This window comes from Collinsella sp. TF10-11AT (assembly GCF_003437565.1).
In the GTDB taxonomy this organism is placed as follows: domain Bacteria; phylum Actinomycetota; class Coriobacteriia; order Coriobacteriales; family Coriobacteriaceae; genus Collinsella.
On the sequence record NZ_QSQW01000002.1, the window covers coordinates 163,968 to 188,167 of the forward strand.

At 61.6% G+C, this 24,200-nt stretch carries 24 protein-coding genes; 23 read left to right on the forward strand and 1 reads right to left on the reverse strand.

Features of this window, described 5'->3' with window-relative positions:
• Nucleotide 1 precedes the first annotated feature (1 nt).
• The 13 genes from mreC to rsfS all read left to right on the forward strand — a co-directional run bounded on the left by mreC (nt 2) and on the right by rsfS (nt 12,555).
• A complete protein-coding gene (gene mreC / locus DXC99_RS02185) occupies nt 2-943 on the forward strand; it encodes a rod shape-determining protein MreC (protein ID WP_082435448.1) in 942 nt (313 codons plus the stop codon).
• A gap of 11 nt (nt 944-954) precedes the next feature.
• Nucleotides 955-1,521: a hypothetical protein gene (locus DXC99_RS02190; RefSeq protein ID WP_055249984.1), complete on the forward strand. Its 567-nt coding sequence runs from the start codon at nt 955-957 to the stop codon at nt 1,519-1,521.
• Between the two features lie 13 nt (nt 1,522-1,534).
• Nucleotides 1,535-3,604 carry a penicillin-binding protein 2 gene (gene mrdA / locus DXC99_RS02195; protein WP_117629154.1) on the forward strand — a complete coding sequence of 690 codons (2,070 nt, stop codon included), beginning with the start codon at nt 1,535-1,537 and terminating at the stop codon, nt 3,602-3,604.
• Nucleotides 3,605-3,613: 9 nt separating this feature from the next.
• Entirely contained in the window at nt 3,614-4,840 is a 1,227-nt protein-coding gene (locus DXC99_RS02200) for an FtsW/RodA/SpoVE family cell cycle protein (RefSeq protein ID WP_055249988.1), read from the forward strand.
• Between the two features lie 18 nt (nt 4,841-4,858).
• The gene (locus DXC99_RS02205; RefSeq protein ID WP_117629155.1) at nt 4,859-5,788 is read left to right on the forward strand and encodes a YcjF family protein; all 930 of its coding nucleotides are present in this window, start codon (nt 4,859-4,861) and stop codon (nt 5,786-5,788) included.
• Nucleotides 5,789-5,798: 10 nt separating this feature from the next.
• Nucleotides 5,799-7,676, forward strand: coding sequence for a TIGR03960 family B12-binding radical SAM protein (locus tag DXC99_RS02210; protein WP_117629156.1), 1,878 nt, complete (start codon nt 5,799-5,801; stop codon nt 7,674-7,676).
• Nucleotides 7,673-8,485, forward strand: a complete 813-nt coding sequence (locus tag DXC99_RS02215; RefSeq protein ID WP_117629157.1) for a TIGR03936 family radical SAM-associated protein — start codon at nt 7,673-7,675, stop codon at nt 8,483-8,485. The genes DXC99_RS02210 and DXC99_RS02215 overlap by 4 nt, the downstream gene beginning before the upstream one ends.
• A gap of 67 nt (nt 8,486-8,552) precedes the next feature.
• The gene (rplU, locus tag DXC99_RS02220) at nt 8,553-8,927 is read left to right on the forward strand and encodes a 50S ribosomal protein L21 (RefSeq protein WP_035138585.1); all 375 of its coding nucleotides are present in this window, start codon (nt 8,553-8,555) and stop codon (nt 8,925-8,927) included.
• A 33-nt stretch (nt 8,928-8,960) separates the two neighbouring features.
• Nucleotides 8,961-9,218: a 50S ribosomal protein L27 gene (rpmA, locus tag DXC99_RS02225; RefSeq protein ID WP_006236075.1), complete on the forward strand. Its 258-nt coding sequence runs from the start codon at nt 8,961-8,963 to the stop codon at nt 9,216-9,218.
• Nucleotides 9,219-9,303: 85 nt separating this feature from the next.
• Nucleotides 9,304-10,770 (forward strand): GTPase ObgE, encoded by a 1,467-nt coding sequence (gene obgE / locus DXC99_RS02230; RefSeq protein ID WP_199408844.1) that lies wholly within the window; start codon nt 9,304-9,306, stop codon nt 10,768-10,770.
• A gap of 3 nt (nt 10,771-10,773) precedes the next feature.
• Nucleotides 10,774-11,451, forward strand: a complete 678-nt coding sequence (gene nadD / locus DXC99_RS02235; RefSeq protein WP_117629159.1) for a nicotinate-nucleotide adenylyltransferase — start codon at nt 10,774-10,776, stop codon at nt 11,449-11,451.
• An 87-nt stretch (nt 11,452-11,538) separates the two neighbouring features.
• The gene (gene yqeK / locus DXC99_RS02240) at nt 11,539-12,072 is read left to right on the forward strand and encodes a bis(5'-nucleosyl)-tetraphosphatase (symmetrical) YqeK (protein ID WP_199408850.1); all 534 of its coding nucleotides are present in this window, start codon (nt 11,539-11,541) and stop codon (nt 12,070-12,072) included.
• A 27-nt stretch (nt 12,073-12,099) separates the two neighbouring features.
• Nucleotides 12,100-12,555, forward strand: a complete 456-nt coding sequence (gene rsfS / locus DXC99_RS02245; protein ID WP_117629161.1) for a ribosome silencing factor — start codon at nt 12,100-12,102, stop codon at nt 12,553-12,555.
• Nucleotides 12,556-12,653: 98 nt separating this feature from the next.
• Here rsfS and dinB read toward each other — a convergent pair whose 3' ends face one another.
• The gene (gene dinB / locus DXC99_RS02250; RefSeq protein ID WP_199408845.1) at nt 12,654-13,907 is read right to left on the reverse strand and encodes a DNA polymerase IV; all 1,254 of its coding nucleotides are present in this window, start codon (nt 13,905-13,907) and stop codon (nt 12,654-12,656) included.
• A gap of 201 nt (nt 13,908-14,108) precedes the next feature.
• Between dinB and rpsP the strand changes: the two genes are divergently transcribed.
• The 10 genes from rpsP (at nt 14,109) to rplS (ending at nt 24,180) form a co-directional block, all read left to right on the forward strand.
• Entirely contained in the window at nt 14,109-14,450 is a 342-nt protein-coding gene (gene rpsP, locus DXC99_RS02255; protein ID WP_022094749.1) for a 30S ribosomal protein S16, read from the forward strand.
• A gap of 42 nt (nt 14,451-14,492) precedes the next feature.
• Nucleotides 14,493-14,738 carry a KH domain-containing protein gene (locus DXC99_RS02260; protein ID WP_171021534.1) on the forward strand — a complete coding sequence of 82 codons (246 nt, stop codon included), beginning with the start codon at nt 14,493-14,495 and terminating at the stop codon, nt 14,736-14,738.
• Nucleotides 14,739-14,742: 4 nt separating this feature from the next.
• On the forward strand, nt 14,743-15,264 hold the full coding sequence (gene rimM / locus DXC99_RS02265; protein ID WP_117629163.1) for a ribosome maturation factor RimM: 522 nt from the start codon (nt 14,743-14,745) through the stop codon (nt 15,262-15,264).
• A gap of 10 nt (nt 15,265-15,274) precedes the next feature.
• On the forward strand, nt 15,275-16,033 hold the full coding sequence (trmD, locus tag DXC99_RS02270) for a tRNA (guanosine(37)-N1)-methyltransferase TrmD (protein ID WP_055285126.1): 759 nt from the start codon (nt 15,275-15,277) through the stop codon (nt 16,031-16,033).
• A gap of 2 nt (nt 16,034-16,035) precedes the next feature.
• Complete coding sequence (gene lepB, locus DXC99_RS02275; RefSeq protein ID WP_117629164.1) at nt 16,036-16,599, forward strand: signal peptidase I; 564 nt, start codon at nt 16,036-16,038, stop codon at nt 16,597-16,599.
• Between the two features lie 59 nt (nt 16,600-16,658).
• Nucleotides 16,659-17,570, forward strand: a complete 912-nt coding sequence (locus DXC99_RS02280; RefSeq protein WP_006236091.1) for a glycine--tRNA ligase subunit alpha — start codon at nt 16,659-16,661, stop codon at nt 17,568-17,570.
• Nucleotides 17,571-17,573: 3 nt separating this feature from the next.
• The gene (gene glyS, locus DXC99_RS02285) at nt 17,574-19,670 is read left to right on the forward strand and encodes a glycine--tRNA ligase subunit beta (protein ID WP_117629165.1); all 2,097 of its coding nucleotides are present in this window, start codon (nt 17,574-17,576) and stop codon (nt 19,668-19,670) included.
• A 34-nt stretch (nt 19,671-19,704) separates the two neighbouring features.
• Entirely contained in the window at nt 19,705-20,580 is an 876-nt protein-coding gene (locus DXC99_RS02290) for a pyruvate, water dikinase regulatory protein (protein ID WP_117629166.1), read from the forward strand.
• A 297-nt stretch (nt 20,581-20,877) separates the two neighbouring features.
• Nucleotides 20,878-23,628: a pyruvate, phosphate dikinase gene (ppdK, locus tag DXC99_RS02295; RefSeq protein ID WP_117629167.1), complete on the forward strand. Its 2,751-nt coding sequence runs from the start codon at nt 20,878-20,880 to the stop codon at nt 23,626-23,628.
• Nucleotides 23,629-23,838: 210 nt separating this feature from the next.
• Complete coding sequence (rplS, locus tag DXC99_RS02300) at nt 23,839-24,180, forward strand: 50S ribosomal protein L19 (protein ID WP_006236098.1); 342 nt, start codon at nt 23,839-23,841, stop codon at nt 24,178-24,180.
• Nucleotides 24,181-24,200 lie beyond the last annotated feature (20 nt).

A 24,200-nucleotide genomic window follows, 5' to 3' on the forward strand; every position in this document is an offset into this window, starting at 1 on the left:
TATGCGCCCGTTGATTGTTTTCAGCCTGATTTCGGTGTTGCTGCTCACGTTTTATATCCGTGAGGGCGAGGCCGGGCCGATTCATGCCGTGCGCTCGGGCGTGACGACGATTACCTCGCCGGTGCGCTTTGTGGGCTCGGCTGTGGCGGCTCCCTTCAATGCGATCGGCAATGTGTTCTCTAACCTTACGGCGTCGCAGGACACGCTTGACGAGCTTAAGAAGCAAAACGAGGAACTGACCTCTAAGGTTGCCGAGCTCTCCGAGGCTCAAAAGACCGCCGAGCGTCTGGAGGGGCTGGTCGGCCTCCAGTCGACCTACAACCTCAAATCAACCGCAGCTCGTATCGTCGGCGCTTCGGGCGATGCCTGGACCTCGACCGTCACCATCGACAAGGGTTCTGCCGACGGGCTTACCATCAACATGCCTGTGACGAGTTCTGCCGGTGTCATAGGCCAGATTATCGAGGTCTCGGCCAAGACGTCCACCGTGCGTCTGATTGGCGATGAGAGCTCGGGCGTGTCCGCCATGGTGCAGGACACGCGCGCCCAGGGCATGCTGCAGGGTCAGGCTGACGGTACGCTGCGTCTTGAGTATGTGAGCGTCGATTCCGACGTTAAGGTTGGCGACATCATCGTGACCTCGGGTATTGGCGGTGTGTTCCCCAAGGGTCTACCGCTCGGCACCGTCTCGTCGGTTGAGAAATCGGCTAACGACGTGTACTACACCATTGTGGTGCGCGCCCAGACGACGGCCGAGAATAACGAGGAAGTGCTGGTCATTACCTCGCTGACCGACGAACAGTCGGCCTCGGATGAGGACGTGAACACGGCCAACAGCACGCCGCAGGGAACGTCGCGCGATGCTGCGACCAAGACGAAGGACGAGAGCCCGGATGACGGTTCCGACACGTCCGAGACGACCGATTCCGGCTCGAGCGAATAGGGGGCATGTCCATGGATCTACACGAGCAGGGGATGAGCTCCCGCACGTTTGTAATCGCCGCCATCGTGTGCGTGCTGCTGCAGGCAGGCCTGGCACCGCAGATCTCCATTGCGGGCGGTCGCGTCAACTTTATGATTATCCTGGTGTGCCTAAGCGTGTTCTCGGGCGACCCGACCCGTGCCGTCGTATGCGGTTTTTGCAGCGGCTTGTTCTATGACCTTTCCGCTGCCGTGCCGGTGGGCGTTATGTCGCTCCTGCTGACCGTGGGTTCTTTTGCCCTGGTGCATAGCGCCGCCGGTCAGACGGGCGGTACCCCGAGTGCGCGCGGCATCACTGTGGGTGCCTTCGCGCTCGTTATTAATGTGATCTACAGCATCATCTTGCTGTTTATGGGTTTGGAGACGAGCTTTGTCGTGGCGATCTTCGGCCATGCGCTGCCGTCTTCGATCCTGACGGGTCTGGTTGCCATTCCGTTTTTGATGTCCGGCGTCGTGCCGCAGTCCGGTTATGGATTCTCGGCACGTGGCGGACGCCAGACGGGCATGCGCTTTAAGCCCAAGACCCGTAAGCTCAAATAGGGGAGGCCTGTAGATGTCTTCCCAGATGACGGTTATTATCGCCGGTATCGTGCTGGTTGTGGCCATCGTGGTCGCGCTGGTCATCATGCGTCGCGGCGATTCCCGTTTTACCTACGATACGCAGCATGGAACGGCCCCGCGCGCCACCGAGGGCGAGGGCAATACCGCGGCGACCGCCTTTAAGGGCCGCTTCTCCATCCTCACCACGGGTGTGGGCGCGATGTTCGCGGCGCTTGCCGTCAAGCTGTGGGGTATGCAGATGGTCTCGTCGGACTATTACGAAAAGCAGGCTAATAGCAATCAGACGCGCACCGTTACCACACCCGCTGTGCGCGGGCGAATCCTTGATCGCAATGGCGTGGCACTTGTGCAAAACCGTCCCTCACTTGCCGTTGTCGCCTATCGCGACCTGGCCGATGACACTGTGCTGGTTCGCCATCTTGCCAACGTGCTCGGTATGCCCTACGTCGCGGTGCTGCGCAATATCCAGGACAATTCCGAGGGCGCCCAGAGCCTGCATACCATCGCGACGGACGTGCGCCGCTCCACGGTTGCCTATATTCAGGAGCACGCCGGCGAGTTCCCTGGCGTGAAGATTGCCGAGCGCACCGAGCGCCAGTATCCATATGGCGAGACGGCATGCCATATCTTGGGCTATACCGGCACCATTACCTCCGAGCAGCTCGAGGCCCAGAATAAGAAAACCTCTGGCGATGATGATGCTTCTGCTGGCCGGATTACGTACCAGTCGGGCGATATCGTGGGCCAGGCGGGTGTTGAGAGCTACTACGAAAACCTGCTGCAGGGTATTCGTGGCGAGCAGACCGTCAAGGTCGATGCCTCGGGCAACGTGACTGGTCAGGCCGGCGCCGTGCCCGCCAAGGCCGGCTCCGACATTAAGCTCACGCTTGACCTCAAGATTCAGCAAGCCTGCGAGACGGCGTTGGCGAGCGCTATCGAACTCGCCAAGACCACGGGCTACAGCAACGCCGGCAACGGCGCCGTGGTGTGCCTCGATCCCAACAACGGCGAGATTCTGGGCATGGCGAGCGAGCCCAAGTTCGATCCGTCCGTCTTTATCGGCGGCATCTCAAATGACGTGTGGACCGAGCTCAATGATGACAAGGGTTCGCACCCGCTGCTCAACCGCGCCATTAGCGGACAGTACATGTCGGCCTCGACCATCAAGCCGCTCTCGGCACTGGCCGGTCTTGAGTTTGGAACCTACACTTCAACGCAGACAACCAACTGCACGGGCTATTGGACGGGCCTGGGCAAGGCTTGGGGCAAGCGCTGCTGGCTGACGTCTGGCCACGGCACCATGACGCTGCAGTCGGGTATCGCCAACTCGTGCGACCCCGTCTTCTACGACATGGGCAAGGCCTTCTTTTATGACGAGCAACATTCCGAGGGCCTGCAGGAGGTCTTTCGTCGCTGGGGCCTAGGCAAGACCTGCGGTATCGATCTGCCGAGTGAGGGCGCGGGCCGTATTCCCGATGCCGAGTGGAAAGAGTCGTACTTTACCGACGCCTCTGCCGAGGACCGCAAGTGGAATGCCGGCGATATGACCAACATTGCCATCGGCCAGGGCGACATTTTGGTGACGCCCCTGCAGATGGCGTGCGCCTATATGGGTCTTGCCAACGGCGGCAAACAGTACGTGCCTCACGTGTTTTTGTCTGCCGTGTCGCGCGATGGCGACGGCGATGCCTATAAGTACAACGGCAAGGGCAAGAAGAAGCGCCTGGAGGCCAAGATCAACAGCGATTCGGATTTGACTCTTGTTCGCAACGGCATGCACGACGTGATTTACACGGCATCGACGTCCCTGGCGGCTCACTTTGGCACCCTGACGCCGCAGGTGTACGGCAAGTCGGGCACGGGCGAGAAAAGCGGCGAGGACGAATACGCGTGGTTCTGCGCCTATGCACCGGCCGATGATCCCAAGTATGTCATCGCTACTGTCCTGGAGCAGGGCGGCGGTGGTTCGGATACCGCGATGCATGTCGTGCGCGACGTGCTCGGCGTGATTTATGACGAGCCCGATACCTCTTCGGCCTCGGGCGATTCTTCGGTTCGATAGGAGGTTGCGATGGATTTTTCTCCGGCGGATCTGTTCCGTTCAACCAAGACCGGCTCTCGCAGCAGCCTGGACCGCGTCAACAAGCAACTTTCGGCCTCGCGCGGTACGTTTCGCCAAAAGGTGCATATCGGTGTGCTGCTGGCTACCGTCGCGCTCGTTGCCTATGGCGCCATCATTATTTGGTCGGCGTCACAGTTTAAGGCCGACGCCTCATTCTCGCGCCACCTGCTGGGCATTGGCATTGGCGCGGTGCTTGCGGTGCTCGTCTGGCGTACCGATCTGCGCGGTATTTCCAATTTTTCGACGGCGTTGCTCGTCATCGACCTGATCGTGATCTTCTCGCCCAAGATTCCGGGTCTGTCCTATACGGGCGGTCTGGGCATGACAGGCTGGATCAAGATTCCCGGTATCGGCTTGACATTCCAGCCGGTCGAGCTTGCCAAGCTCATCACCATCTTCTTTATCGCCACGCTTGGCTCGCAGTATAACGGCCGCATCGATACCGTTCGCGACTACGTCAAGCTCTGCGGCATGCTGTCCATCCCGTTTTTGGCCGTCGTTGCCATGGGCGACCTGGGCTCGGGCCTGGTCGTGCTGGTCTCGGGCGCCATCGTCATCTGCATGAGCGGTGCGCGCCGCGAATGGGTGCTGTCGACCCTGGCCCTGCTTGTGGGCCTGGTGGCCCTCGTCCTGGCGCTCGATTCGGTCTTTGATTCGTTGCTCGGCCACGATGTGCTCATCAAGCAGTATCAGATGAACCGCCTGACGGTCTTTATCGACCCCGATAATGCCGATTCGGACGATGCCTACAACCTGCAGCAGTCGCTTATCGCCGTTGGCTCGGGCGGCTTCTTTGGTAAGGGTTTGGGCCATGCGACGCAGTCGGCCGGCGGCTTTCTTCCTGAGTTCCACACCGACTTTGTCTTCGCCTTCCTATCCGAGACCTTTGGCTTTTGCGGTTCCTTTTTGCTCCTGTGCCTCTACGTGCTGCTGATCTTTTCGACGATTCGCGTCGCCTTTAAGTGTGAGTCGCTGTTCTTGCGCCTATCGTGTGTGGGCATCGTTGGCATGTGGGCGTTCCAGACCTTCGAAAACATCGGCATGTGCATTGGCATGATGCCGATTACCGGTATTCCGCTACCGTTTATTAGCTTCGGTTCGTCTTCGATGATGATTCAGCTGCTGACGGTGGGTATCGTACAATCCATATGGCGGCATCGTTCGGGCGCCGCGTAACCGCTGGAGGGGTTTGCTATGAAAATTCCCGTAGATAAGCTGACCCGCGCTTTTAAGATGGGCGCGTCCGTTAAGAAGGATTCCGATACGCCGGTGCGCGTCTCGGTCTATTTGGATTCGTCCGCCTCGCGCTTTCTGGCCGAGACGGTGCGTGACGCCTTTGTGCCGCGGACGACCTCGGGCATTGTGCGCGTCGAGCGTCTGGGGGAGGAGCGAATTGCTCCAAAGACCGATACCGATGTGGTGCTGGTGCTCTCGTGCGGCTCCGACCGCTTGGAGAGTGCCGTGCAGGAGCTCGTGATCGCCGGCGCCCCCGTGTGCGTGCTTGCCGAGTCTGCTGTGGAGGTGCCGTTTATCGAGGAATCCACGCCCATGCTCGGCGTGGTGGCGGCAACCGATAAGACGTATCTGCTCGAGACGCTTGCCCGCTGGATTCTCGATCGCACCGACAAGGAAACGGCTTTTGCGGCGAATTTTGCCTTTATGCGCATCGCGGCAGCTAATCGTATCATCACCTCGTGCGCGCTCACCAATATGGCGACCGGTGCGCTGGTGTTTTTGCCGGGCGCCGATTATCCCGTTATGGCGCTGGCGCAGGTGGGCATGCTCTTTGAGCTCGCTGCCGTCTTTGGACGCGGCATTAAGCCTGAGCGCGGCTACGAGGTCGCGGGCGTGCTTGCCGGCGGTCTTGTGATCCGCGCGGTCACCCGCGCGCTCGTCAAGCAGACGCCGCATATTGGGTTTGCCGTCAAGGCGCTCACTGCTGCCGCGGGCACCTATGGCATGGGCCGTGCGCTCGTTTCGCTCTACGAGCGCGATGTCGACTACAGCCGTGCCAACGAGGTGGTCACTGCCACGTTCTCCCGCGTTCGCGATCTGGTGACCACGGTCGCGGGCGCTACCCGTCCTATGGCGTCCTATCAGGACGCATCAGATCTCGCTGCTTAGGGGTTTTCCGTTGCGCGTTGCATACCAAGACTGTTTTCATTTAATTGAGCCGTTGCTCGCCAAGGTCGAGAAGCCGAGTCGCTATATCGATCACGAGTGGGGCACGCTTTCCAAGGCCGATGCCGACTACCGTTGCTGCCTGATCTACCCGGATGTGTACGAGGTTGGTCTGCCCAACCAGGGCATCGCCATCCTCTACAACATCCTTAACCAGGCCGAGGGCATCTCCTGTGAGCGCGGCTATGTGCCGTGGCCCGATATGGGTGACGCCATGCGCGAGGCGGGTATTCCGCTGTTGTCGCTCGAGGGTGCAGCGCCGGTCGCTTCGTTTGATATCGTCGGTCTGCATGTGCCGCATGAGATGGCGGTGACGAACTTCCTCGAGGCTCTCGACCTCGCTGGCATTCCGCTGTTGGCGGCCGACCGCACCGAGGACGACCCCATTATCATCGCCGGTGGTCCTTCGGTGTACAACCCCGAGCCGTACGCGGCCTTCTTCGATGCCATCCTCATCGGCGAGGGCGAGGAATCGCTGCTCGAGACCTGCCAGCTGCATCGCCGCCTGCGCGACGAAGGAGTCCCGCGCGAGCAGATTGTTGAGCAGCTTGCATCCATTGCCGGCAACTACGTGCCGTCGCTCTATGAGGTTCGTCACGACGAGCCCTGCTCGCCGCATGGCTACACCGTGCCGCGTGAGGGCAAGGATGCGCCGACCGTGGTCTACAAGCGCGTCGTCGAGGATTTCGGCGCCACGAATCCGCTGTCGCAGTCGTGCGTGCCCTATGCGCAGCTGGTTCACGACCGCCTGTCTATCGAGATCCTGCGCGGCTGCGCCCGCGGCTGTCGTTTTTGTCAGGCCGGCATGACGTATCGCCCGGTGCGCGAGCGCTCGGCCGACCAGATCGTCTCGTCGGTGATTCAGGGTCTGGAAAAGACCGGCTATGACGAGGTGTCGCTGACCTCGCTCTCCACGACCGACCACTCCTGCATTCGCGACGTGCTCGGCAGGCTCAACCGCCGCCTGGAGGATACGGGTATTCGCGTGTCTATTCCGTCGCAGCGCCTGGATTCGTTTGGCGTGGATATGGCCGAGTCGGTCGCCGGCGAAAAGAAGGGCGGCCTGACGTTCGCGCCCGAGGCCGGCAGCCAGCGCATGCGCGACATCATTAACAAGAACGTGACCGAGGAGGACCTGGACCGTGCGGCCAAGGCAGCCTTCGAGGCCGGCTGGAACCGCATGAAGCTCTACTTTATGATGGGCCTTCCCGGCGAGCGCGACGAGGACATCGTGGCCATCGCCAATCTGGCCGATCACGTGCTGGAGCTCGGTCGTTCCGTGGTGCCCAAGGCTCGTCGCGGCTCGATCTCGGTGTCGATCTCGGTTTCGGTCTTTATTCCCAAGGCTGCCACGCCGTTCCAGTGGTGCCCGCAGCTCGATTACGACGACGTCAAGCGTCGCCAGAAGCTGCTTGTCACGAGCGTTCGCAACCGTGCCGTCCGCGTGCATTACCACGATGCCGAGACCTCGCTCATCGAGGCCGCACTGTCCCGCGCCGGTCGTGACATGACGCCTGTCATCATCGATGCTTGGCGCGCGGGCTCTCGCTTTGACGCCTGGGTAGAGCATTTCTCGCTCGATAACTGGAAGGAGGCTGCTGCCAAAAACGGCATCGACCTCAATGAGCTTGTGCACCTGCCCTACGAGTTGGACTGGCGCCTGCCGTGGGAGCACGTGAGCCCCGGCTGCACGCGCGGCTTCCTCGAGCGCGAGTACCGTCGCTCGCTCGAGGGCGTCACGACTCCCGACTGCACCCGCACGTCGTGCACCGGCTGCGGAATCTGCCCCACGCTCCACGCCAAGAATGTATTGATGGGTGACCGCGCATGAGTGAGCGCCTGACCGACAACCCCACGCTCTTTAGGCTTCGTGTTCGCTATGGCAAGCGCGATCGCCTTAAGTACCTGGGCCATCTCGAAGTAATCCATACCATAGAGCGCATCGTGCGCCGTGCGGGACTTCCCTATGCCGTCACGCAGGGCTTTTCTCCGCACATGCGCGTGGGCTTCTCTTCGGCGCTACCGGTGGGTACGTCGTCGACCTGCGAGTGGTATGACCTGTTTATGACCGAGTTCGTGGCGCTCGACGAGGCGTTTGGGCGCTTGGCTGCGGCGTCTCCGACCGATCTGGCACCCATCGAGGCAGCGTACATCGACGTGCGCACGCCGGCGTTGACGGCGCAGCTCACGCGCCTGTCGTATCGCATCGACCTACACTTGGATCCCGAGGCGCCCGTAAGCGCCGACGAGGTGCGTCGTGCGATCGACACGCTGCGCGCGGACCATGGCATCGACTACGCGCGTGGCAAAAAGAGTAAGCGCTTGGATTTGGATCACACGCTCGTGGGCTATGAGCTTACGGCGGGGGAGTGCCTGGACCATTTGGTGCTCATGCTCGACACCCATGCCGACAACGAGGGCTCCATGCGTCCGGAAATTTTGCTTTCCGCTGCTGATGTTTTGTTGCAGGGCTTGACCCCGGGCGTGGATGCACCTATTGTTTCCACCGGTATGCAAGACCTCGTGACCATCTGCTCCTACGATGTCGAGCGTCAGAATCAAGCATGCGAGGACGACGAGGGCCGACTCGTCAGCCCCATACCTGTGCGAACTTGTGGATTTGCTCCACATACTCGTTGACGGGGGTATTTTCGCCTGCTACTATATTCGGCTGTTGCACTAACTGATGCATGAAGGGCAAGTAAACATGTACGCAATCGTTAACACGGGCGGCAAGCAGTACAAGGTCGCCACCGACGATGTCATCACCGTCGAGAAGATCGAGGGCAATGAGGGCGACAAGGTCACCCTGCCGGTTATCTTCCTCAACGATGGTAAGAAGATCGTCACCGATCCCGACAAGCTGGCCAAGGCCAAGGTTACCGCTCAGATCGTTGAGCAGTTCAAGGGCGAGAAGCAGCTGGTCTTCAAGTTCCACAAGCGTAAGCGCTATCGTCGTCTGAAGGGTCACCGTCAGCAGCTCACCAAGCTGAAGATCGTGAAGGTCCAGGCTACGTCCCGCGCCAAGAAGGCTGTCAAGGCAGAGGCCGAGGCTGTTGCCGAGGCTCCCGTCGCCGAGTAGATTACACTCGTAACGAAAGAGTAGGTATACACAATGGCACACAAAAAAGGACTCGGTTCCTCCCGTAATGGCCGTGACTCCCGCGGTCAGCGCCTTGGCACGAAGCGCTATGCCGGCCAGACGGTAACCACGGGCACGATTCTCGTCCGTCAGCACGGCACTCACATCCACCCGGGTGAGAACGTTGGCCGTGGCAAGGACGACACGCTGTTCGCGCTGGTCGACGGTACCGTTGAGTTCCACAAGGGTATCAAGCACAGGGTCAGCGTACGCCCGCTCGCGAACGCGTAATTCACCCTTCATAGAGCACATATGTGGGAGGCACTTGAGTTTTAGGATTCAAGGGTCTCCCTCTTTTTTGTAGGAGGCGATTCTGTTGTCACAGTTCACCGATATCAGCCGCATTAACGTGTGCGGCGGCGACGGCGGAGCCGGATGCATGTCGTTTAGGCGTGAGGCATTTGTCCCCAAGGGCGGCCCCGATGGCGGCGACGGCGGTCGTGGCGGCAATGTCGTCATCCAGGCCGATGCTCAGCTGTCTTCGCTGATCGATTACCGCTTTAAGCATCACTTTCGTGCTGAGCGCGGAACGCATGGCCAGGGTGCTCGCCGCAATGGTAAGAGCGGCGAGGACCTGATTCTCAATGTCCCCATGGGCACCGTAGTTCGCGAGCTCGATCCCGAGACGCAGACCCCGATGTTCGAGATTGCCGACCTGGTACACGACGGCGAGCGCGTCGTCGTGGCGCCCGGTGGTGCCGGCGGCCTGGGCAACACTCACTTTGTGACGTCGGTGCGTCGCGCGCCCGCGTTTGCCCAGCTAGGCGAGCCCGCCGAGGAACACTGGATCGAGCTCGAGATGAAGCTTATGGCCGATGCTGCGCTCGTGGGCTTTCCCTCGGTTGGCAAGTCCTCTCTCATCGCGCGTATGAGTGCCGCCCGCCCCAAGATTGCCGACTACCCGTTTACCACGCTCGTGCCCAATCTGGGCATGGTGCGTGCCGGCGAATATTCTTACGTCGTTGCCGACGTCCCCGGTCTTATCGAAGGCGCGAGCGAGGGCAAGGGCCTGGGTCACCAGTTCCTGCGCCACATTGAGCGCACGGCCCTGATCATGCATGTCGTCGACATGACGGGCGGTTTTGAGGATCGCGATCCGGTCGAGGACTATCGCATCATCAACCGCGAGCTCGAGCAGTATGGCGCCGAGCTCTCGGAGCGCCCGCAGATCGTCGTCGCCAACAAGTGCGATGCGCCGGGCACGGCTGACAAGATTGCCGACCTCAAACGCGCTGCGCTCGACGATGGACATATGTTCTTTGCCGTGTCTGCTGTAACGGGCGCCGGCCTCAACACGCTGATGCTTGCCGTGGGCGAGCAGGTGGCTAAGCTGCGCACCGAGTTGGCTGTCTCCGATGAGCCGGTCGATCTGCGTGACGATGAGTGGGAGCGCCGTCGCCTGCAGCGTGAGAAGCGTTTCCGTATTGTTCAGGAAGAGCCCCACGCCTTCCGCGTGGTCGGTCGCGCCATCGAGCGCATGGTCATCCAGACCGATTGGGAAAACGAGGAGGCCGTCATCTACCTGCAGCATAAGTTTGCGCGCATGGGTGTCGACGATGCGCTCGAGAAGGCCGGCTGCCGTGCGGGCGACGAGGTTCGCATTTGCCAGCGCGCCTTTGACTTTGAGGGCGCTGAGGACTTCTCGGAGTACGAGGAGCTCGAGGACGCTGGCGAGGACGTTGCCGTTGAGGCCCTTGGCGTGACCGATGCCCCGGATGAGGGCGTCGAGGTTGTCGATGCGGCGGATGCCGCGGACGATGCCGAGACCTCGGAGGGCGAGTAAGCCATGTCGCTGCGCGGTGGAATCGGTCTGCCCGAGCTTCCCATAGAGGGCGGCCAGGAGTTTAGGCTCGGCATTATGGGTGGCACCTTTGACCCCATCCATTACGGGCATCTGGTGACCGCCGAGCAGGCGCGTGAGTCCCTCGATTTGGACGCCGTGCTCTTTATGCCGGCCGGCTCGCCTGCCTTTAAACTCGACAAACCGGTGACGCCTGCCGAGGACCGTTATGCCATGACGGTCCTCGCCACCGCTGCGAATCCGGCTTTTTTGGCGAGCCGATTCGAGATCGACCGTCCGGGCGTGACCTATACGGCCGATACGCTTCATGCCCTTCGCGACTTTTACCCGCCTCAGGTAAAGCTCTACTTTATTACGGGCGCTGACGCGATTATAGATATTGTGACCTGGCATGATGCTGACCGAATCGCCGAGCTTGCCACGTTTATTGCGGCGACGCGACCGGGCTTTGATATCGATACGGCGCGTGCCCGAATTAAAGAGTCGGGCCTGCCGTTTGACGTGCGTTATATCCAGATTCCGGCGCTGGCGATCAGCTCGACGAACATTCGCAAGCGAGTTGCCCGTGGCATGAGCGTGCGCTATCTTACGAGCGAGTCCGTGCTCGGCTATATTCGTAAACGCGGGCTGTATACCGATCTGGGTCAAGAAGATTTTGAGTGATGGGGGAGAACGTTGTCGGTAGAAGACCAGTTTGAGGGCGACGAGCGCGCGCTATTGACGCGTATCCACGAGTTGCTCGATGTGCGCATGAAGGATAAACGTAAACGCTACGTTCATTCGCTCGGGGTTGCCGAGACTGCGCTGCACCTAGCCGAGGTATACGGTGTCGACCGCTTTGATGCCGCTGCCGCCGGCCTGATCCATGACTGGGACAAAGTGCTCTCCGACGACGAGCTGGTCACGCGCGCCCTGCATTACGGCATTAAGATTGCCGGCTCTCCGTCTGCCGCGACGCCGCTTTTGCATGGCCCTGTTGCCGCCTATGAGCTTCCGCAGCTATTTCCCGAGCTATCGCCGGCCGTTTTCCAAGCTGTCGACCGTCACACCGTGGGCGCCTGCGACATGACGCCGCTCGATATGGTGGTCTTTGTGGCCGATGCCATCGAGCCCAACCGCCATGGTGATTATGCCCACGCGCTGCGCAAGATGATGGGGGAGTCGACGCTTGACGAGTTGTTCTTCTCCTGTTTTGCGCAGGGTTTGGTCTATGTGATCCAGTCCGGGCGCTATCTTTATCCCACGGCTATTTCGATTTACAACCATTACGCCCAGCTACGCTAGCTCGGGCTGTCTAGAAAGAGGTATTCCATGGCCGACGAGACCATGACCGACGAGCAGATTCTTGAAGGTGTGGAGCACAAGAGCTTCGTTGCCACGTCCGACCGCACCGCTGCCTCGCTGTCCACGAGCGGTGTCGCCGCCGAGGATGTCGCCCGCGCCGCCGCGCAGGCCGCCTACGACAAGAAAGGCGAGGACGTGCAGGTGCTCGATCTGACCGAGCTCTCCGACGTGTGCGATTACTTTGTGCTCGCCACCGGTACCAATAACCGTCAGGTCGATTCGATCGTCGACGAGATCGAGGAGAAGGTCGCCGAGGCTTGCGGCGAGCATCCGTTCTCCATCGAGGGCCGTGAGCAGAAGACCTGGATGCTCATGGACTACGGTTCGGTTGTCGTCCACGTCTTCACTCCCGAAGCCCGCGACTTCTACCGCCTCGAGAAACTCTGGGGAGACGCTCCCCAGCTCCCCCTCAATCTCCTCTAGTAGCTCATTTGAGACGGGGGTTTTAGCTACCCTCACGCATATCGCCGGGCAGTTGCGGTTTTCCGCACCTGCCCGGCTTTCTTTTTGCCCAAAGGCGGTTAATCGTTGAAGCGGGATTGGCGGCCGAAGGATAGGGCGGTGTCGCCGAACTTGTCGCGGACGGCGTCAATTGCGACGGAGAGGTCGCGTCGGTCGCTGGATTGGGCCCCGCGGTCATCGACTTCGCAGAACAGGTCGGTTTGGATACCGCCTTGGTGGTTGAAGTCGCTCATGCCGATACCTGCCAGACGCACGTGCATGCCTTCTTGCCAGATATTGTCGAGCAGCTCGAGCGCCACGGCAACAAAGATATTCTCGTCGTCGGTGGGGTGGGGAAGCCGCCGCTGCGCCGTTCGCCCGCTTCCATACGAATACTTGAGCTTGAGCGTCACCGTGGCGCCCGTTAGTCCCTGACGGCGCAGGCGGCGTCCCACTGACTCTCCCAACAACGCAATCGCCGCTTCGATGTCCCCACGCTCAGTCAAATCTTTCGCAAAGGTGCGCTCATTGCTCACCGATTTAACCTCGCGTTCCTCGTCCAGACTCGTGACTTCGGAAACCTCGAGTCCCAGCGCACGCTGGCGCATGCGTTCGCCGTTGACACCAAAAATAGAGGCCAAGGTGGATTCCGGTGCACGTGACAGCTCGCCGAGCGTGTAGATGCGCATGCGGCGCAGTCGCTCCTCGGCCGAGCGCCCGATGCCGCTCATGGCAGATACCGGCAGCGCGGCCAAAAAGCGCTGCTCGGTTCCGGGGCGCACGATGGTCAGCCCAAACGGCTTATCCCGCTCGCTTGCGATCTTTGCGACCGTCTTGTTGCAGCCCACGCCAATGGAGCAGGTCACTCCCAGCGCTGCCACGCGGTCGCTTATGCGCCGCGCAACCAGCAGCGGGTCTTCGGGCGCAAAGCGGCCCGGTGTGATATCGATAAAGGCTTCGTCGATGGATACGCGCTCCACGCGCGGCGTCTCCTCGGCGAGAATCGCCATGACCTGCGCGCTGACCTCACGATAGCGATCAAAATGCCCATGCGTCCAAATGGCTTGCGGACAGAGGCGCCGCGCCTCGGCCGAGGGCATAGCGGAGTGCACGCCAAAGCGACGTGCCTCATACGAACACGTGGACACGACGCCACGCGAATCGGCATCGCCACCCACGATGAGTGGCTTTCCGCGCCATTCGGGATGATCGAGCATTTCCACGCTCGCAAAAAACGCATCGAGGTCCATCAGGCCCACCGCCGGACCCGTCCAGGGAGGCGGCGTGACGCCCATGGCATCCTCATAACCGTATGTATGTTCGCGTCTTTCCATGTCATGAGTATACCGCGCAGCTCATGTGGGGTGCGTGTATGTGCTTGCAAATCCCGAATTCTTGTCTAAGATATGGATTTGCCCTCGACTACACCGAAGAAGTTGGTCTCACGGACTTCACCTGCCCGCGTCGATGGCGTATTATGTTCAACTGTTTGTTTGTAGTTGCAGCCTAAAGCTGCTTGGTTGGAGGAGTTTCCTTTGGCAGTCAAGATTCGCCTTGCTCGTCACGGCGCTAAGAAGCGTCCGTACTACCGTGTCGTCGTCGCCGATTCCCGCGCCCCGCGTGACGGTCGTATCATCGAGGAGGTTGGCCGCTACAACCCGATGACCGCCCCCAAGACCATCAACCTCGACCTCGAGAAGATCGCCGACTGGCAGTCCAAGGGCGCTCAGCTCACCGACGCCGTCGCCGCTCTGGTCAAGGCCGCCAACGAGGGCGAGAAGACCGAGACCGTCGTCAAGAAGTCCAAGAAGCAGCTCGCCAAAGAGGCCGAGGCCGCTAAGGCTGCCGCTGAGGCCGCTGAGGGCGCCGAGGAGTAAATCGTGCCTGAGGTTGACGCTGCACAGCTCGAGGGTGAGGCAATGCTCTCAGATCGCATCGCCGATCTCGTCGAATATCTCGTTGTTCAGATCGTCGACGACCCGGATTCCGTGAGCCTTGAGGTCATCGATGGTGACGACGCCTCTACGATTGAGGTTTCGGTCGCCGAGGATGACGTCGCCAAGGTCATCGGCCGTCGTGGCCGTACCATCAAGGCCATTCGCACGCTCGCCCGTGCGCTGGCCGCTCGCCTCGACACTGCTGTCGAGGTCGAGGTTCTGGGCTAGGACCTTGAGGTCCCAGTACAAAAACATCGCCCGTGTGGTCAAGCCGCACGGAAGGAAGGGGGAGGTCCTCGCGCAGCCGCTGCGGGGGCTTCCTTCTGTATTAGAGCCGGGTATGCGCGTCGCCCTGACGCCGCCGGCGCTCAAGCGCGACCGCTTTTGCACGGTCGTGTCCGTCACCGATGCGGGCGATGGCGATCTGGTCTCGTTTGAGGGCATTGACGATTTGACGGCCGCCGAGGGCATCACGGGATGCTACGTGCTGGCAAGTCGTGACGATTTTGAGCTCGATTCGCTCGACGCTGCCTATACCGACCTGATGGGTCGCGAGGTGGTCGACGAGCGCTTCGGTTCGCTCGGCACGATCGTCGAGATCATGTCGACGCCCGCTAACGATGTTTGGGTTGTCGAGGGCGATCGGTACGGCGAGGTACTGATTCCCGTGATCGAGCAGGTTGTGCTCGATCTTCCCGACACAGGAACAATTTCCGTCCACGTTATGGATGGTCTGATCGATATGGACAAGTAGGGAGGACAACATGCTGATCGAGACCCTTTCGGTCTTTCCCGAGATGTTTGAGCCCGTCATGTCCACATCGATCCTGGGCCGCGCCCGCAAGGCCGGCCTTTTTGATTTTAAGGCGTATAACCTGCGCGACTGGACGCACGACCGCCATCGTACCGTCGATGACGAGCCGTACGGCGGCGGGCAGGGCATGCTCATGAAGGTCGAGCCTATCGCAGAGGCCATCGAGGCCATTAGTGCGGAGGGTCCCAAGCCGACGGTGGTGTTCTTCACCCCGTGCGGCGAGCCCTTTACGCAGCATGTGGCCGAGCGCCTGCTCAAAAGCGAGCGCCTGCTGTTTGTGTGCAGCCGTTACGAGGGCGTCGACGAGCGCGCGTATGCGTATGCCGACGAGCGCCTGTCGATCGGCGATTACGTGCTCACGGGCGGCGAGCTGCCCGCTATGGTCGTTGCCGACGCTGTCGTGCGCCTGATTCCCGGCGCCCTTGGTGACGAGATGAGCAACGTCGACGAGTCGTTCTCAACCGCCGAGGACGGAGGCCTGCTCGAGTACGCGCAGTACACCCGTCCTGCCGAGTTCAACGGCGAGGGCGTGCCGCCGGTGCTCGTGAGCGGCGATCACGCCAAGGTCGATGCCTGGCGTCGCAAGAACGCCATCGAGCGCACCTGCCGCTGGCGTCCCGACCTGATCGAGACTGCGCGGCTCACGCCCGAGGAGCGCGCTTACGCGCAGGAGATCCTTGACGCTTCGTATTCGCAGAGCGAGGAGTGAGTATGGTTCCTACGCAACATTCCGCGTTGAGGGGCGCTTTTGAGTGGATCGCGGTCATCGCGATCGCGCTTGTGGCCACCTTTCTGATCCGCACCTTTGTGGTCGAGCCCTTTGTGGTGCCCACCGGCTCTATGGAGGACACAATCGAGATTGGCGACCAGATCCTGGCGCAAAAGGTGAGCCTCGAGCTCGGTCAGCCCGTCAAGCAGGGCGATATCGTGGTGTTTCACAACCCCGATGGCACCTCTGAGCATGATGTTCTTGTCAAACGCGTTATTGCCACGGCCGGCCAGACGGTCGAACTGCAGGACGGCAAGGTGGTCGTTGACGGCCAAGCGCTCGACGAGGACTATACGGCGGGCATGAGCTGGCCGCTTTCGGTCCAAGCGCCCGGCGCCCAAGTGAGCTATCCCTACACCGTCCCCGACGGGTGTGTGTGGGTGATGGGCGACAACCGAGAGAACTCAGCCGACTCCCGCTATTTTGGGCCGGTCGACCGCTCCGATTTAATGGCCGTGGCACTCGTTCGCTACTGGCCGCTCAACCGCATCGGCGCTATCGACTAAAAACCGCTATAGTACAGTACCTAACCGTGTAATCGTTTCGACGAGGGGATATTAGAGGCATGAACGCTTCATCGCTTTCCTTCCAAGACATCATCCTGCGCCTCCAGCAGTACTGGGGCGAGCAGGGCTGCGTCATTATGCAGCCCTATGACTCCGAGGTCGGTGCCGGTACCTTCCATACCGCGACCACGCTGCGCTCGCTCGGTCCCGCCGAGTGGCGCACCTGCTATGCTCAACCTTGCCGCCGTCCCGCCGACGGCCGCTACGGCGAGAACCCTAACCGCATGCAGCACTACTATCAGTTCCAGGTGCTCATCAAGCCGTCGCCGGTCAACGCCCAGGAGCTCTACCTGGGTTCGCTGGCCGCCATTGGCCTGGACCCCAACGACCATGACGTCCGCTTTGTCGAGGACGACTGGGAGAGCCCGACCCTGGGCGCCTGGGGCCTTGGCTGGGAGGTCTGGCTCAACGGCATGGAGGTCACGCAGTTTACGTACTTCCAGCAGGTGGGCGGTATCGAGGTCGACCCCGTGCCCGTCGAGATTACCTATGGCCTGGAGCGTATCGCCATGTACGCCCAGGGCGTCAACTCGGTCTACGATCTGGTGTGGAGCTACCTGCCCGACGGCACGCCCATGACCTACGGCGACGTGTTCCTCGAGAACGAGCGCGAGTTCAGTGCCTATAACTTTGAGGTTGCCAACGTCGAGATGATGCGTCAGAAGTTTGACGACTACGAGGCCGAGTGCCATTCCTGCCTGGAGCGCAAGCTGCCGCTGCCCGCATACGACTGCGTCATGAAGTGCAGTCACGCCTTTAACCTGCTCGATGCCCGCGGCGCCCTGTCCGCGGTCGAGCGTGCCAACTACATCCTGCGCGTCCGCGCCGTCGCCAAGGCGTGCTGCGAGGCCTACATGGCCGAGGTCGCCGGAGTGAACGAGAATGCCGACCAGGAAGGCGAGGTGGCGTAAGCCATGGCAGACGCTAAGGATTTCCTGTTTGAGATCGGTACGGAGGAAATGCCCTCCGCGCCGCTGAACAATGCCGTCAAGCAGCTTGGCACCATGATCGCCAAGGGTTTAGACGATGCAGGCCTGGCCCACGGCGAGGTCCGCGTGATCTCGAGCCCGCGTCGCCTGGCTGCGCTCGTTGCCGACGTCGCCACCGCGACCGATGAGGTTCACGAGGTCAAGCGCGGTCCCGCGGCCAACATCGCCTTCGACGCCGATGGCAACGCCACCAAGGCCGCCCAGGGCTTTGCCCGCAAGTGTGGTGTGGCTGCCGAGGATCTGGTCTGTCGCGAGGACACCGACGGCCGCGAGTACGTCTTTGCCGAGAAGAATATTCCTTCCGCACCGGCTACGCCGATTCTGACCGCTCTGTGCGAGAAGACCATCGCCGGCCTGCAGTGGCCCAACTACCGCTCTCAGCGCTGGGGTCACGAGCACGCCACCTTCGTGCGCCCGGTCCGTTGGATCTGCTGCCTTCTGGGCGAGGACGTTGTGCCCGTGTCGTTTGCCGACGTGACGAGCGGCAATACCACGCGCGGCCATCGCGTGCTTGGCCCCGGTGACCACGTTGTCGCTAGCCCCGCCGCCTACGAGCAGGTGCTCGAGGACGCCGGCGTGCTCTCTGCCGAGCGCCGTCGCGAGGCGATTCTCGCCGGTATCGCCGAGGTCGAGGCTGCCCGTCCCGGCTGCCATGTCGATACGCCCAAGAAGGTCTTCGAGGAGGTTATCAACCTCTGCGAGTGGCCGACGGTGCTCGTCGGTACCTTCGATGAGGAGTTCCTCAAGGTCCCGCACGAGATCATCTGCGAGTCCATGCTCACCAACCAGCGCTACTTCCCGATCTATGACGGCGAGGGCAAGCTGACGCGTGAGTTCGTGGTCGTCTCCAACAGCAAGCCCGAGAATGCCGAGCGCGTGATCGACGGCAACGAGCGCGTCGTGCGCGCCCGTCTGGACGACGCCAAGTTCTTCTACGAGGAGGACCTGAAGATCTCCCTCGACGAGTTCCGTGAGCGTCTGGCCAAGGTTGCCTTCCAGGAGAAGCTCGGTAGCGTGCTCGCCAAGTCCGAGCGCATCGAGCAGCTCGCGCTCGCTATCGCCCGCGAGGCTCACCTGGGCGCCCATCTTGCCGCCGACGCTGCTCGCGCCGCACACCTGTGCAAGGCAGACCTGGTGTCCAACGCCGTCGTCGAGTTCACGAGCCAGCAGGGCGTGATGGGCGGTTATTACGCGACCGCGATGGGGGAGAACGACGAGGTCGCCCATGCTATTCGCGATCACTATCGTCCCCGTTTTGCCGGTGACGAGCTGCCCGAGGGCACCGCTGGCTGCATCGTGGCCTGCGCCGACAAGCTCGATACCATCTCCGGTATCTTTGCCATCGGCGAGCCCCCGACCGGCTCCTCCGACCCCTACGCGCTGCGTCGTGCCGCTATCGGCATTATCAACATCCTGCGCGACCGTCTGCCGATCGACCCCACGTCGCTCATCGACTTTGCCCTCGAACTCTACAGTGAGCAGGGCATTGAGTTCGACGCCGCCGAGGTCGCCCAGCAGGTTCGTGACTTCTTCCATGGCCGCCTGGTGAGCATGGCCCGCGACGAAAAGATTCCGGCCGATACCGTCGCCGCCGTTTCCGCGGTGCACATCATCGCCCCGTCCGTCTTCTTCGCCCGCTGCGCCGCCCTCGACGAGGCCCGCAAGAACGACGCTGAGACGTTCGACAACCTGGCGACCGCCTATGCCCGCGCCGCGCATATCTCCAAGCCCGAGCTGGGTGCGGAGTATGACCGCAGCCTGATGGGCGAGGTCGAGCTTGCGCTCGCCGACGCCTCCGAGGCTGCTCAGACCGCCGTCGATGCCGCCCTTGCTGCCGAGGACTACCCGGCCGCATTTGCCGCCCTCGCCGCCCTGCGCGCGCCCATCGACCGTTTCTTCGATGAGGTCATGGTCATGGACAAGGACGAGCAGCTTCGCGATAATCGCCTTAAGCTGCTCAACCGCTTCGAGGCCGTTTTCTCCGGCATCGCCAACATCGGTGAGCTTGCCCGCAAAAAGTAAGCTAGCCTGCGCATAAGCGCAAAAGGAGCCCCGCATGGATTGCCCGGTCACCGCTCGTCCCACCGTTATCGTTATCTCCGACTCGCTCGGTGATACCGCTTGTGAGGTGGTGCTTGCGGCGTCCGGGCAATTTGATGAAGGGGCTTTTCACGTTTTGCGCCTGCCAAAGGTGGCCTCCGTGGAGCAGGTCAAGTCATTTGTGGGGCCGCGCGTCGATGCCGACCATCGCGATATCGCCGTGTTCCATACCATCGTCGACCCGGCCCTTCGTGCTCGCGTGCTCGACTACTTGGGCATGCTGCACATTCGCTCGGTCGACCTGATCGGTCCGACGCTCGCCGTGCTGTCTTCGCTCGTCGGCGTGCCGCCCAAGGGTGTGGCGGGCGTGATTCACAAGACCGACGATCGGTATTTCCATCGTATCGAGGCCATGGAGTATTTCGTTGAGCACGATGACGGTCGTGGTTGCGACGATCTGTCGGGTGCCGATATCGTGCTGCTGGGTGTGTCGCGTACATCCAAGACGCCGCTGTCGATGTATTTAGCCTATCAGGGCTACAAGGTCGCCAATGTTCCGTTGGCCCATGGCATGGAGCCGCCCAAGTCGATTTACGAGGTTGACCCGATGCACCTGTTCGGCCTGATTTCGACCGTCGACGTTATTTCTGAGATTCGCGATAGCCGCTTGGGCGATGACTACGCCCGTGCCGTTGCCGGCTCCTATGCCGAGCCCGAGAGCGTGCGCAGCGAGCTTGAGGAAGCCCGTGCACTCATGAAGCGCTTAGGCTGCTTTGTTGTGCGTACCGACGGTAAGGCGATCGAGGAGAGCGCCTCCGAGATCATTAGTCACTTGGAGGAAATCCAAGAAGCCCGTGCCCGCCGCGCCGCCCGCCGAGCCCAGCAAAGCTAGCTTATTGGGGTAGCTAAAAATGCCCGTCTCTAAAAGACTACCTAAAAATAATGCACGATATTGGTAAAGCGATTTAGCAATAAACTAGCATTTGACCTGCAAGCATCTTGCATTGGTATCTTCATAAGGTAACCACCTTTACCTACCGTTTACCGCCATATTTATCACGTTTACCAACCCCCGCGCCCTCTGCGCAAGCCCGCTCAATGCCCGCCGTATAGTACCCTCACGGCCCGCATCCGGCGGGTCGATTCGTTACCACGGTCGTGCGCGTAAGCGCATGGAAGGGGAAGTATCGTGAGCGATTGCAAGAGGGTTTACCGTTTTGGAACCGACGCCCAGGGCACCTGTGTCACTGAGGGCGACAAATCCATGAACTTCGTGCTTGGCGGCAAAGGCGCAAACCTTGCCGAGATGAGCCGCATCGGTCTGCCGGTTCCCGGTGGCTTTACCATTACCTGCCAGACCTGTGTCGAGTACTCCGGTGCCGGCAACGTCTGGCCCGAAGGCGCACTCGATGAGATCGTTGCCGCCGAGGCGGACCTCGAGGCCCGTTGCGGCAAGAAACTCGGCGATGCCTCCGATCCGCTGCTCGTGTCGGTTCGCTCGGGCGCTCCGTTCTCCATGCCCGGCATGATGGACACGGTCCTCAACCTGGGCCTCAACGACGATTCCGTCCAGGGCCTTATCGCCCAGACGCAGAACCCGCGCTTTGCCTGGGACAGCTACCGTCGCTTTATCCAGATGTTCTCCAACGTCGTCATGGGCGTCGACGCCGACCTATTCGAGAACGCCCTGACCCAGGCCCGCCTGGTCGCCGGCGTTCGTGTCGATTCCGAGCTTTCGGCCGAGGACCTGCAGGAGCTCGTCGAGACCTTTAAGGGCATCTTCTCCGAGAACGTCGAGGCGACCCTGTATCCCGAGCTCGAGGTCGCTGACGGTAAGCCCGTTTTTCCGCACGATCCGGAGCTCCAGCTGCGCCTTGCCATCCAGGCCGTCTTTGGCAGCTGGATGAACGAGCGCGCCTGCATCTACCGCAAGCAGCACGGCATTTCCGACGAGCTCGGCACCGCCGTCAACGTCCAGGCCATGGCCTTTGGCAACAAGGGCGAGACCTCTGCGACCGGCGTCGCCTTTACGCGCAACCCGGCCGACGGCACCAAGGAGTTCTATGGCGACTTTTTGGTGAATGCCCAGGGCGAGGACGTCGTCGCCGGCATCCGAAACACCGAGCCCATCGCCGACCTCAAGACCACCTCGGGCCTCGAGTCCGCAGGCGAGGAGCTCGAGCGCGTGTTCCTGACGCTCGAGGATCATTACCGCGATATGTGCGATATCGAGTTCACCATCGAGCAGGGTAAGCTCTGGATGCTCCAGACCCGCGTGGGCAAGCGCACCGCCACCGCCGCCCTGCGCATCGCCATCGAGATGGTCGAGGAGGGCCTCATCACCCGCGAGGAGGCCGTGAGCCGCATCGACCCCGCACAGCTCGACCAGCTCCTGCACCCGCAGTTCGACGCCTCCAAGAAGTACGAGGCCCTGGCCAGCGGCCTTAACGCCAGCCCTGGTGCCGCCGTGGGCGAGGTCGTGTTCTCGAGTGATGACGCCGTCGCGCGTTCCGCCGAGGGCCACAAGGTCATTCTGGTCCGCTGGGAGACCAACCCCGACGACCTGAAGGGCATGGTCGCCGCCGAGGGCATCCTGACCAGCCATGGCGGCAAGACGAGCCATGCCGCCGTTATCGCCCGCGGCATGGGTACGCCCTGCGTCTGCGGTGTCGAGCGCTTCCATATCGACGCCGCCGAGAAGGTCGTGCACATCGAGGGCAGCGACCGCGTGCTGTGCGAGGGTGATGTCATCTCCATCGACGGTACCCTGGGCGTCGTCGTCGACGGCGCCGTCGACCTGGTTTCGGCCGAGCTCACCGGCGACCTGGACACCATCCTGTCCTGGGCCGACGAGATTCGCTTGGACGAGACCTGCGGCCACGCCAACCACGTGCGCGTCAACGCCGACAACCCCGAGGATGCTGCACTCGCGCTCGAGTTTGGCGCCGAGGCCATCGGCCTGTGCCGCACCGAGCATATGTTCCTGGGCGACCGCAAGAACATCATCCAGAGCTTTATCCTGTCCGATGACGAGGCCGTAAAGCAGCAGGCCCTGGCCGACCTGCTCAAGGTTCAGACCGAGGACTTCCTGGCGATGTTCAAGACCATGTCCGGTCGCGATGTGGTCGTCCGCCTGCTCGATCCGCCGCTTCATGAGTTCTTGGATAATCCTCGAGAGCTCGAGGTCGCCATCACCAAGAAGGAAGCCGCTGGCGCCAGCGAGGAAGAGCTTGCCGTCCTACGCGCCCGCCTGCGTCGCATTGACGGCATGGTCGAGTCCAACCCCATGCTGGGCTTGCGCGGCGTGCGCCTGTCCGTCGTCTTTGGCGATCTGCCGCTCATGCAGGTCCGCGCTGTGGCCACGGCTGCTGCCCGCCTTATCAAGGATGGTGTCGACCCGCGCCCCGAGATCATGGTTCCGCTCGTTTCCATCACGGCTGAGCATCTCCAGACCCGCGAGGTCATCGAGCGCGTGATCGCAGAGGTTTCCGCTGAGGAGGGCGTCGAGCTCAACATTCCCGTGGGCACGATGCTCGAGCTGCCGCGCGCCTGTATGGTCGCCGACGAGATCGCCCGTCATGCCGACTTCTTCTGCTTTGGCACCAACGACCTCACGCAGACGACCTTCGGCTTCTCTCGTGACGATGCCGAGGCCAAGTTCATCCCGCTGTACATGCACAAGAAGATCCTGAAGGACAATCCCTTCGAGACTATCGACACGGCGGTGCTGGAGCTCGTGCGCTTGGCCGTCGAGAAGGGCCGCGCCACCAATCCCGACATGCACTTTGGCGTGTGCGGCGAGCACGGCGGCGACCCCAAGTCCATCAAGGGCCTGTTTAACGTGGCCGACGTGGACTACGTGTCCTGCTCGCCCTATCGCGTGCCCCTCGCGCGCCTGGCTGCCGCTCAGGCCAAGCTCGAGGCCAAGCGCAGCGCCTAGCCCCCTGCGCATCGACGCCTAGCGTAGCGCCCCTTCATACCGCCCGTCGCATTCGTGAGGCGGGCGGTTATCATGTGCGGGTTTTGTCTTTTTGTCTGCGTAAAAAATTGTTCTTGCAGCAGAAACCCGCGCGTGTATACTCGAATACGTTTGTTCAACTACGTGCCGGCCAGGGTGGTACGGCACCTCTAGAAGAGTAAGGAATTGCACATGGATTACATCCGCGCAATCGAGCGTCAGCAGATCCGCGAGGACATTCCTCAGGTTCGCGTCGCCGACAACGTCAAGGTTCACTACCGCATTAAGGAAGGCGACCGCGAGCGCATCCAGGTCTTCCAGGGCGACGTCATCCGCATGGCCGGCGCCGGTGCCCGCGAGACCTTCACCGTCCGCAAGATGTCCTTCGGTGTCGGTGTTGAGCGTACCTTCCCGCTTCACAGCCCCAAGATCGCCAAGCTCGAGGTCGTCCGTCATGGTCGCGTCCGTCGCGCCAAGCTGTACTACCTCCGCGACAAGGTGGGCAAGGCTGCTCGCATCCCCGAGAAGCGCTAAGAAGATCGCAGCGTCTGTCC

What these genes read in the sequence shown, in the direction of transcription:
- DXC99_RS02280 (WP_006236091.1), top strand. Translation starts at nt 16,659, where the DNA reads ATGAACGCTTCATCGCTTTCCTTCCAAGACATCATCCTGCGCCTCCAG.
- mrdA (WP_117629154.1), top strand. Translation starts at nt 1,535, where the DNA reads ATGTCTTCCCAGATGACGGTTATTATCGCCGGTATCGTGCTGGTTGTG.
- rplU (WP_035138585.1), top strand. Translation starts at nt 8,553, where the DNA reads ATGTACGCAATCGTTAACACGGGCGGCAAGCAGTACAAGGTCGCCACC.
- DXC99_RS02205 (WP_117629155.1), top strand. Translation starts at nt 4,859, where the DNA reads ATGAAAATTCCCGTAGATAAGCTGACCCGCGCTTTTAAGATGGGCGCG.
- trmD (WP_055285126.1), top strand. Translation starts at nt 15,275, where the DNA reads ATGCTGATCGAGACCCTTTCGGTCTTTCCCGAGATGTTTGAGCCCGTC.
- yqeK (WP_199408850.1), top strand. Translation starts at nt 11,539, where the DNA reads ATGAAGGATAAACGTAAACGCTACGTTCATTCGCTCGGGGTTGCCGAG.
- rplS (WP_006236098.1), top strand. Translation starts at nt 23,839, where the DNA reads ATGGATTACATCCGCGCAATCGAGCGTCAGCAGATCCGCGAGGACATT.
- mreC (WP_082435448.1), top strand. Translation starts at nt 2, where the DNA reads ATGCGCCCGTTGATTGTTTTCAGCCTGATTTCGGTGTTGCTGCTCACG.
- glyS (WP_117629165.1), top strand. Translation starts at nt 17,574, where the DNA reads ATGGCAGACGCTAAGGATTTCCTGTTTGAGATCGGTACGGAGGAAATG.
- rsfS (WP_117629161.1), top strand. Translation starts at nt 12,100, where the DNA reads ATGGCCGACGAGACCATGACCGACGAGCAGATTCTTGAAGGTGTGGAG.
- lepB (WP_117629164.1), top strand. Translation starts at nt 16,036, where the DNA reads ATGGTTCCTACGCAACATTCCGCGTTGAGGGGCGCTTTTGAGTGGATC.
- DXC99_RS02190 (WP_055249984.1), top strand. Translation starts at nt 955, where the DNA reads ATGGATCTACACGAGCAGGGGATGAGCTCCCGCACGTTTGTAATCGCC.
- DXC99_RS02260 (WP_171021534.1), top strand. Translation starts at nt 14,493, where the DNA reads ATGCTCTCAGATCGCATCGCCGATCTCGTCGAATATCTCGTTGTTCAG.
- rpmA (WP_006236075.1), top strand. Translation starts at nt 8,961, where the DNA reads ATGGCACACAAAAAAGGACTCGGTTCCTCCCGTAATGGCCGTGACTCC.
- nadD (WP_117629159.1), top strand. Translation starts at nt 10,774, where the DNA reads ATGTCGCTGCGCGGTGGAATCGGTCTGCCCGAGCTTCCCATAGAGGGC.
- dinB (WP_199408845.1), bottom strand. Translation starts at nt 13,907, where the DNA reads ATGGAAAGACGCGAACATACATACGGTTATGAGGATGCCATGGGCGTC.
- DXC99_RS02290 (WP_117629166.1), top strand. Translation starts at nt 19,705, where the DNA reads ATGGATTGCCCGGTCACCGCTCGTCCCACCGTTATCGTTATCTCCGAC.
- DXC99_RS02200 (WP_055249988.1), top strand. Translation starts at nt 3,614, where the DNA reads ATGGATTTTTCTCCGGCGGATCTGTTCCGTTCAACCAAGACCGGCTCT.
- DXC99_RS02215 (WP_117629157.1), top strand. Translation starts at nt 7,673, where the DNA reads ATGAGTGAGCGCCTGACCGACAACCCCACGCTCTTTAGGCTTCGTGTT.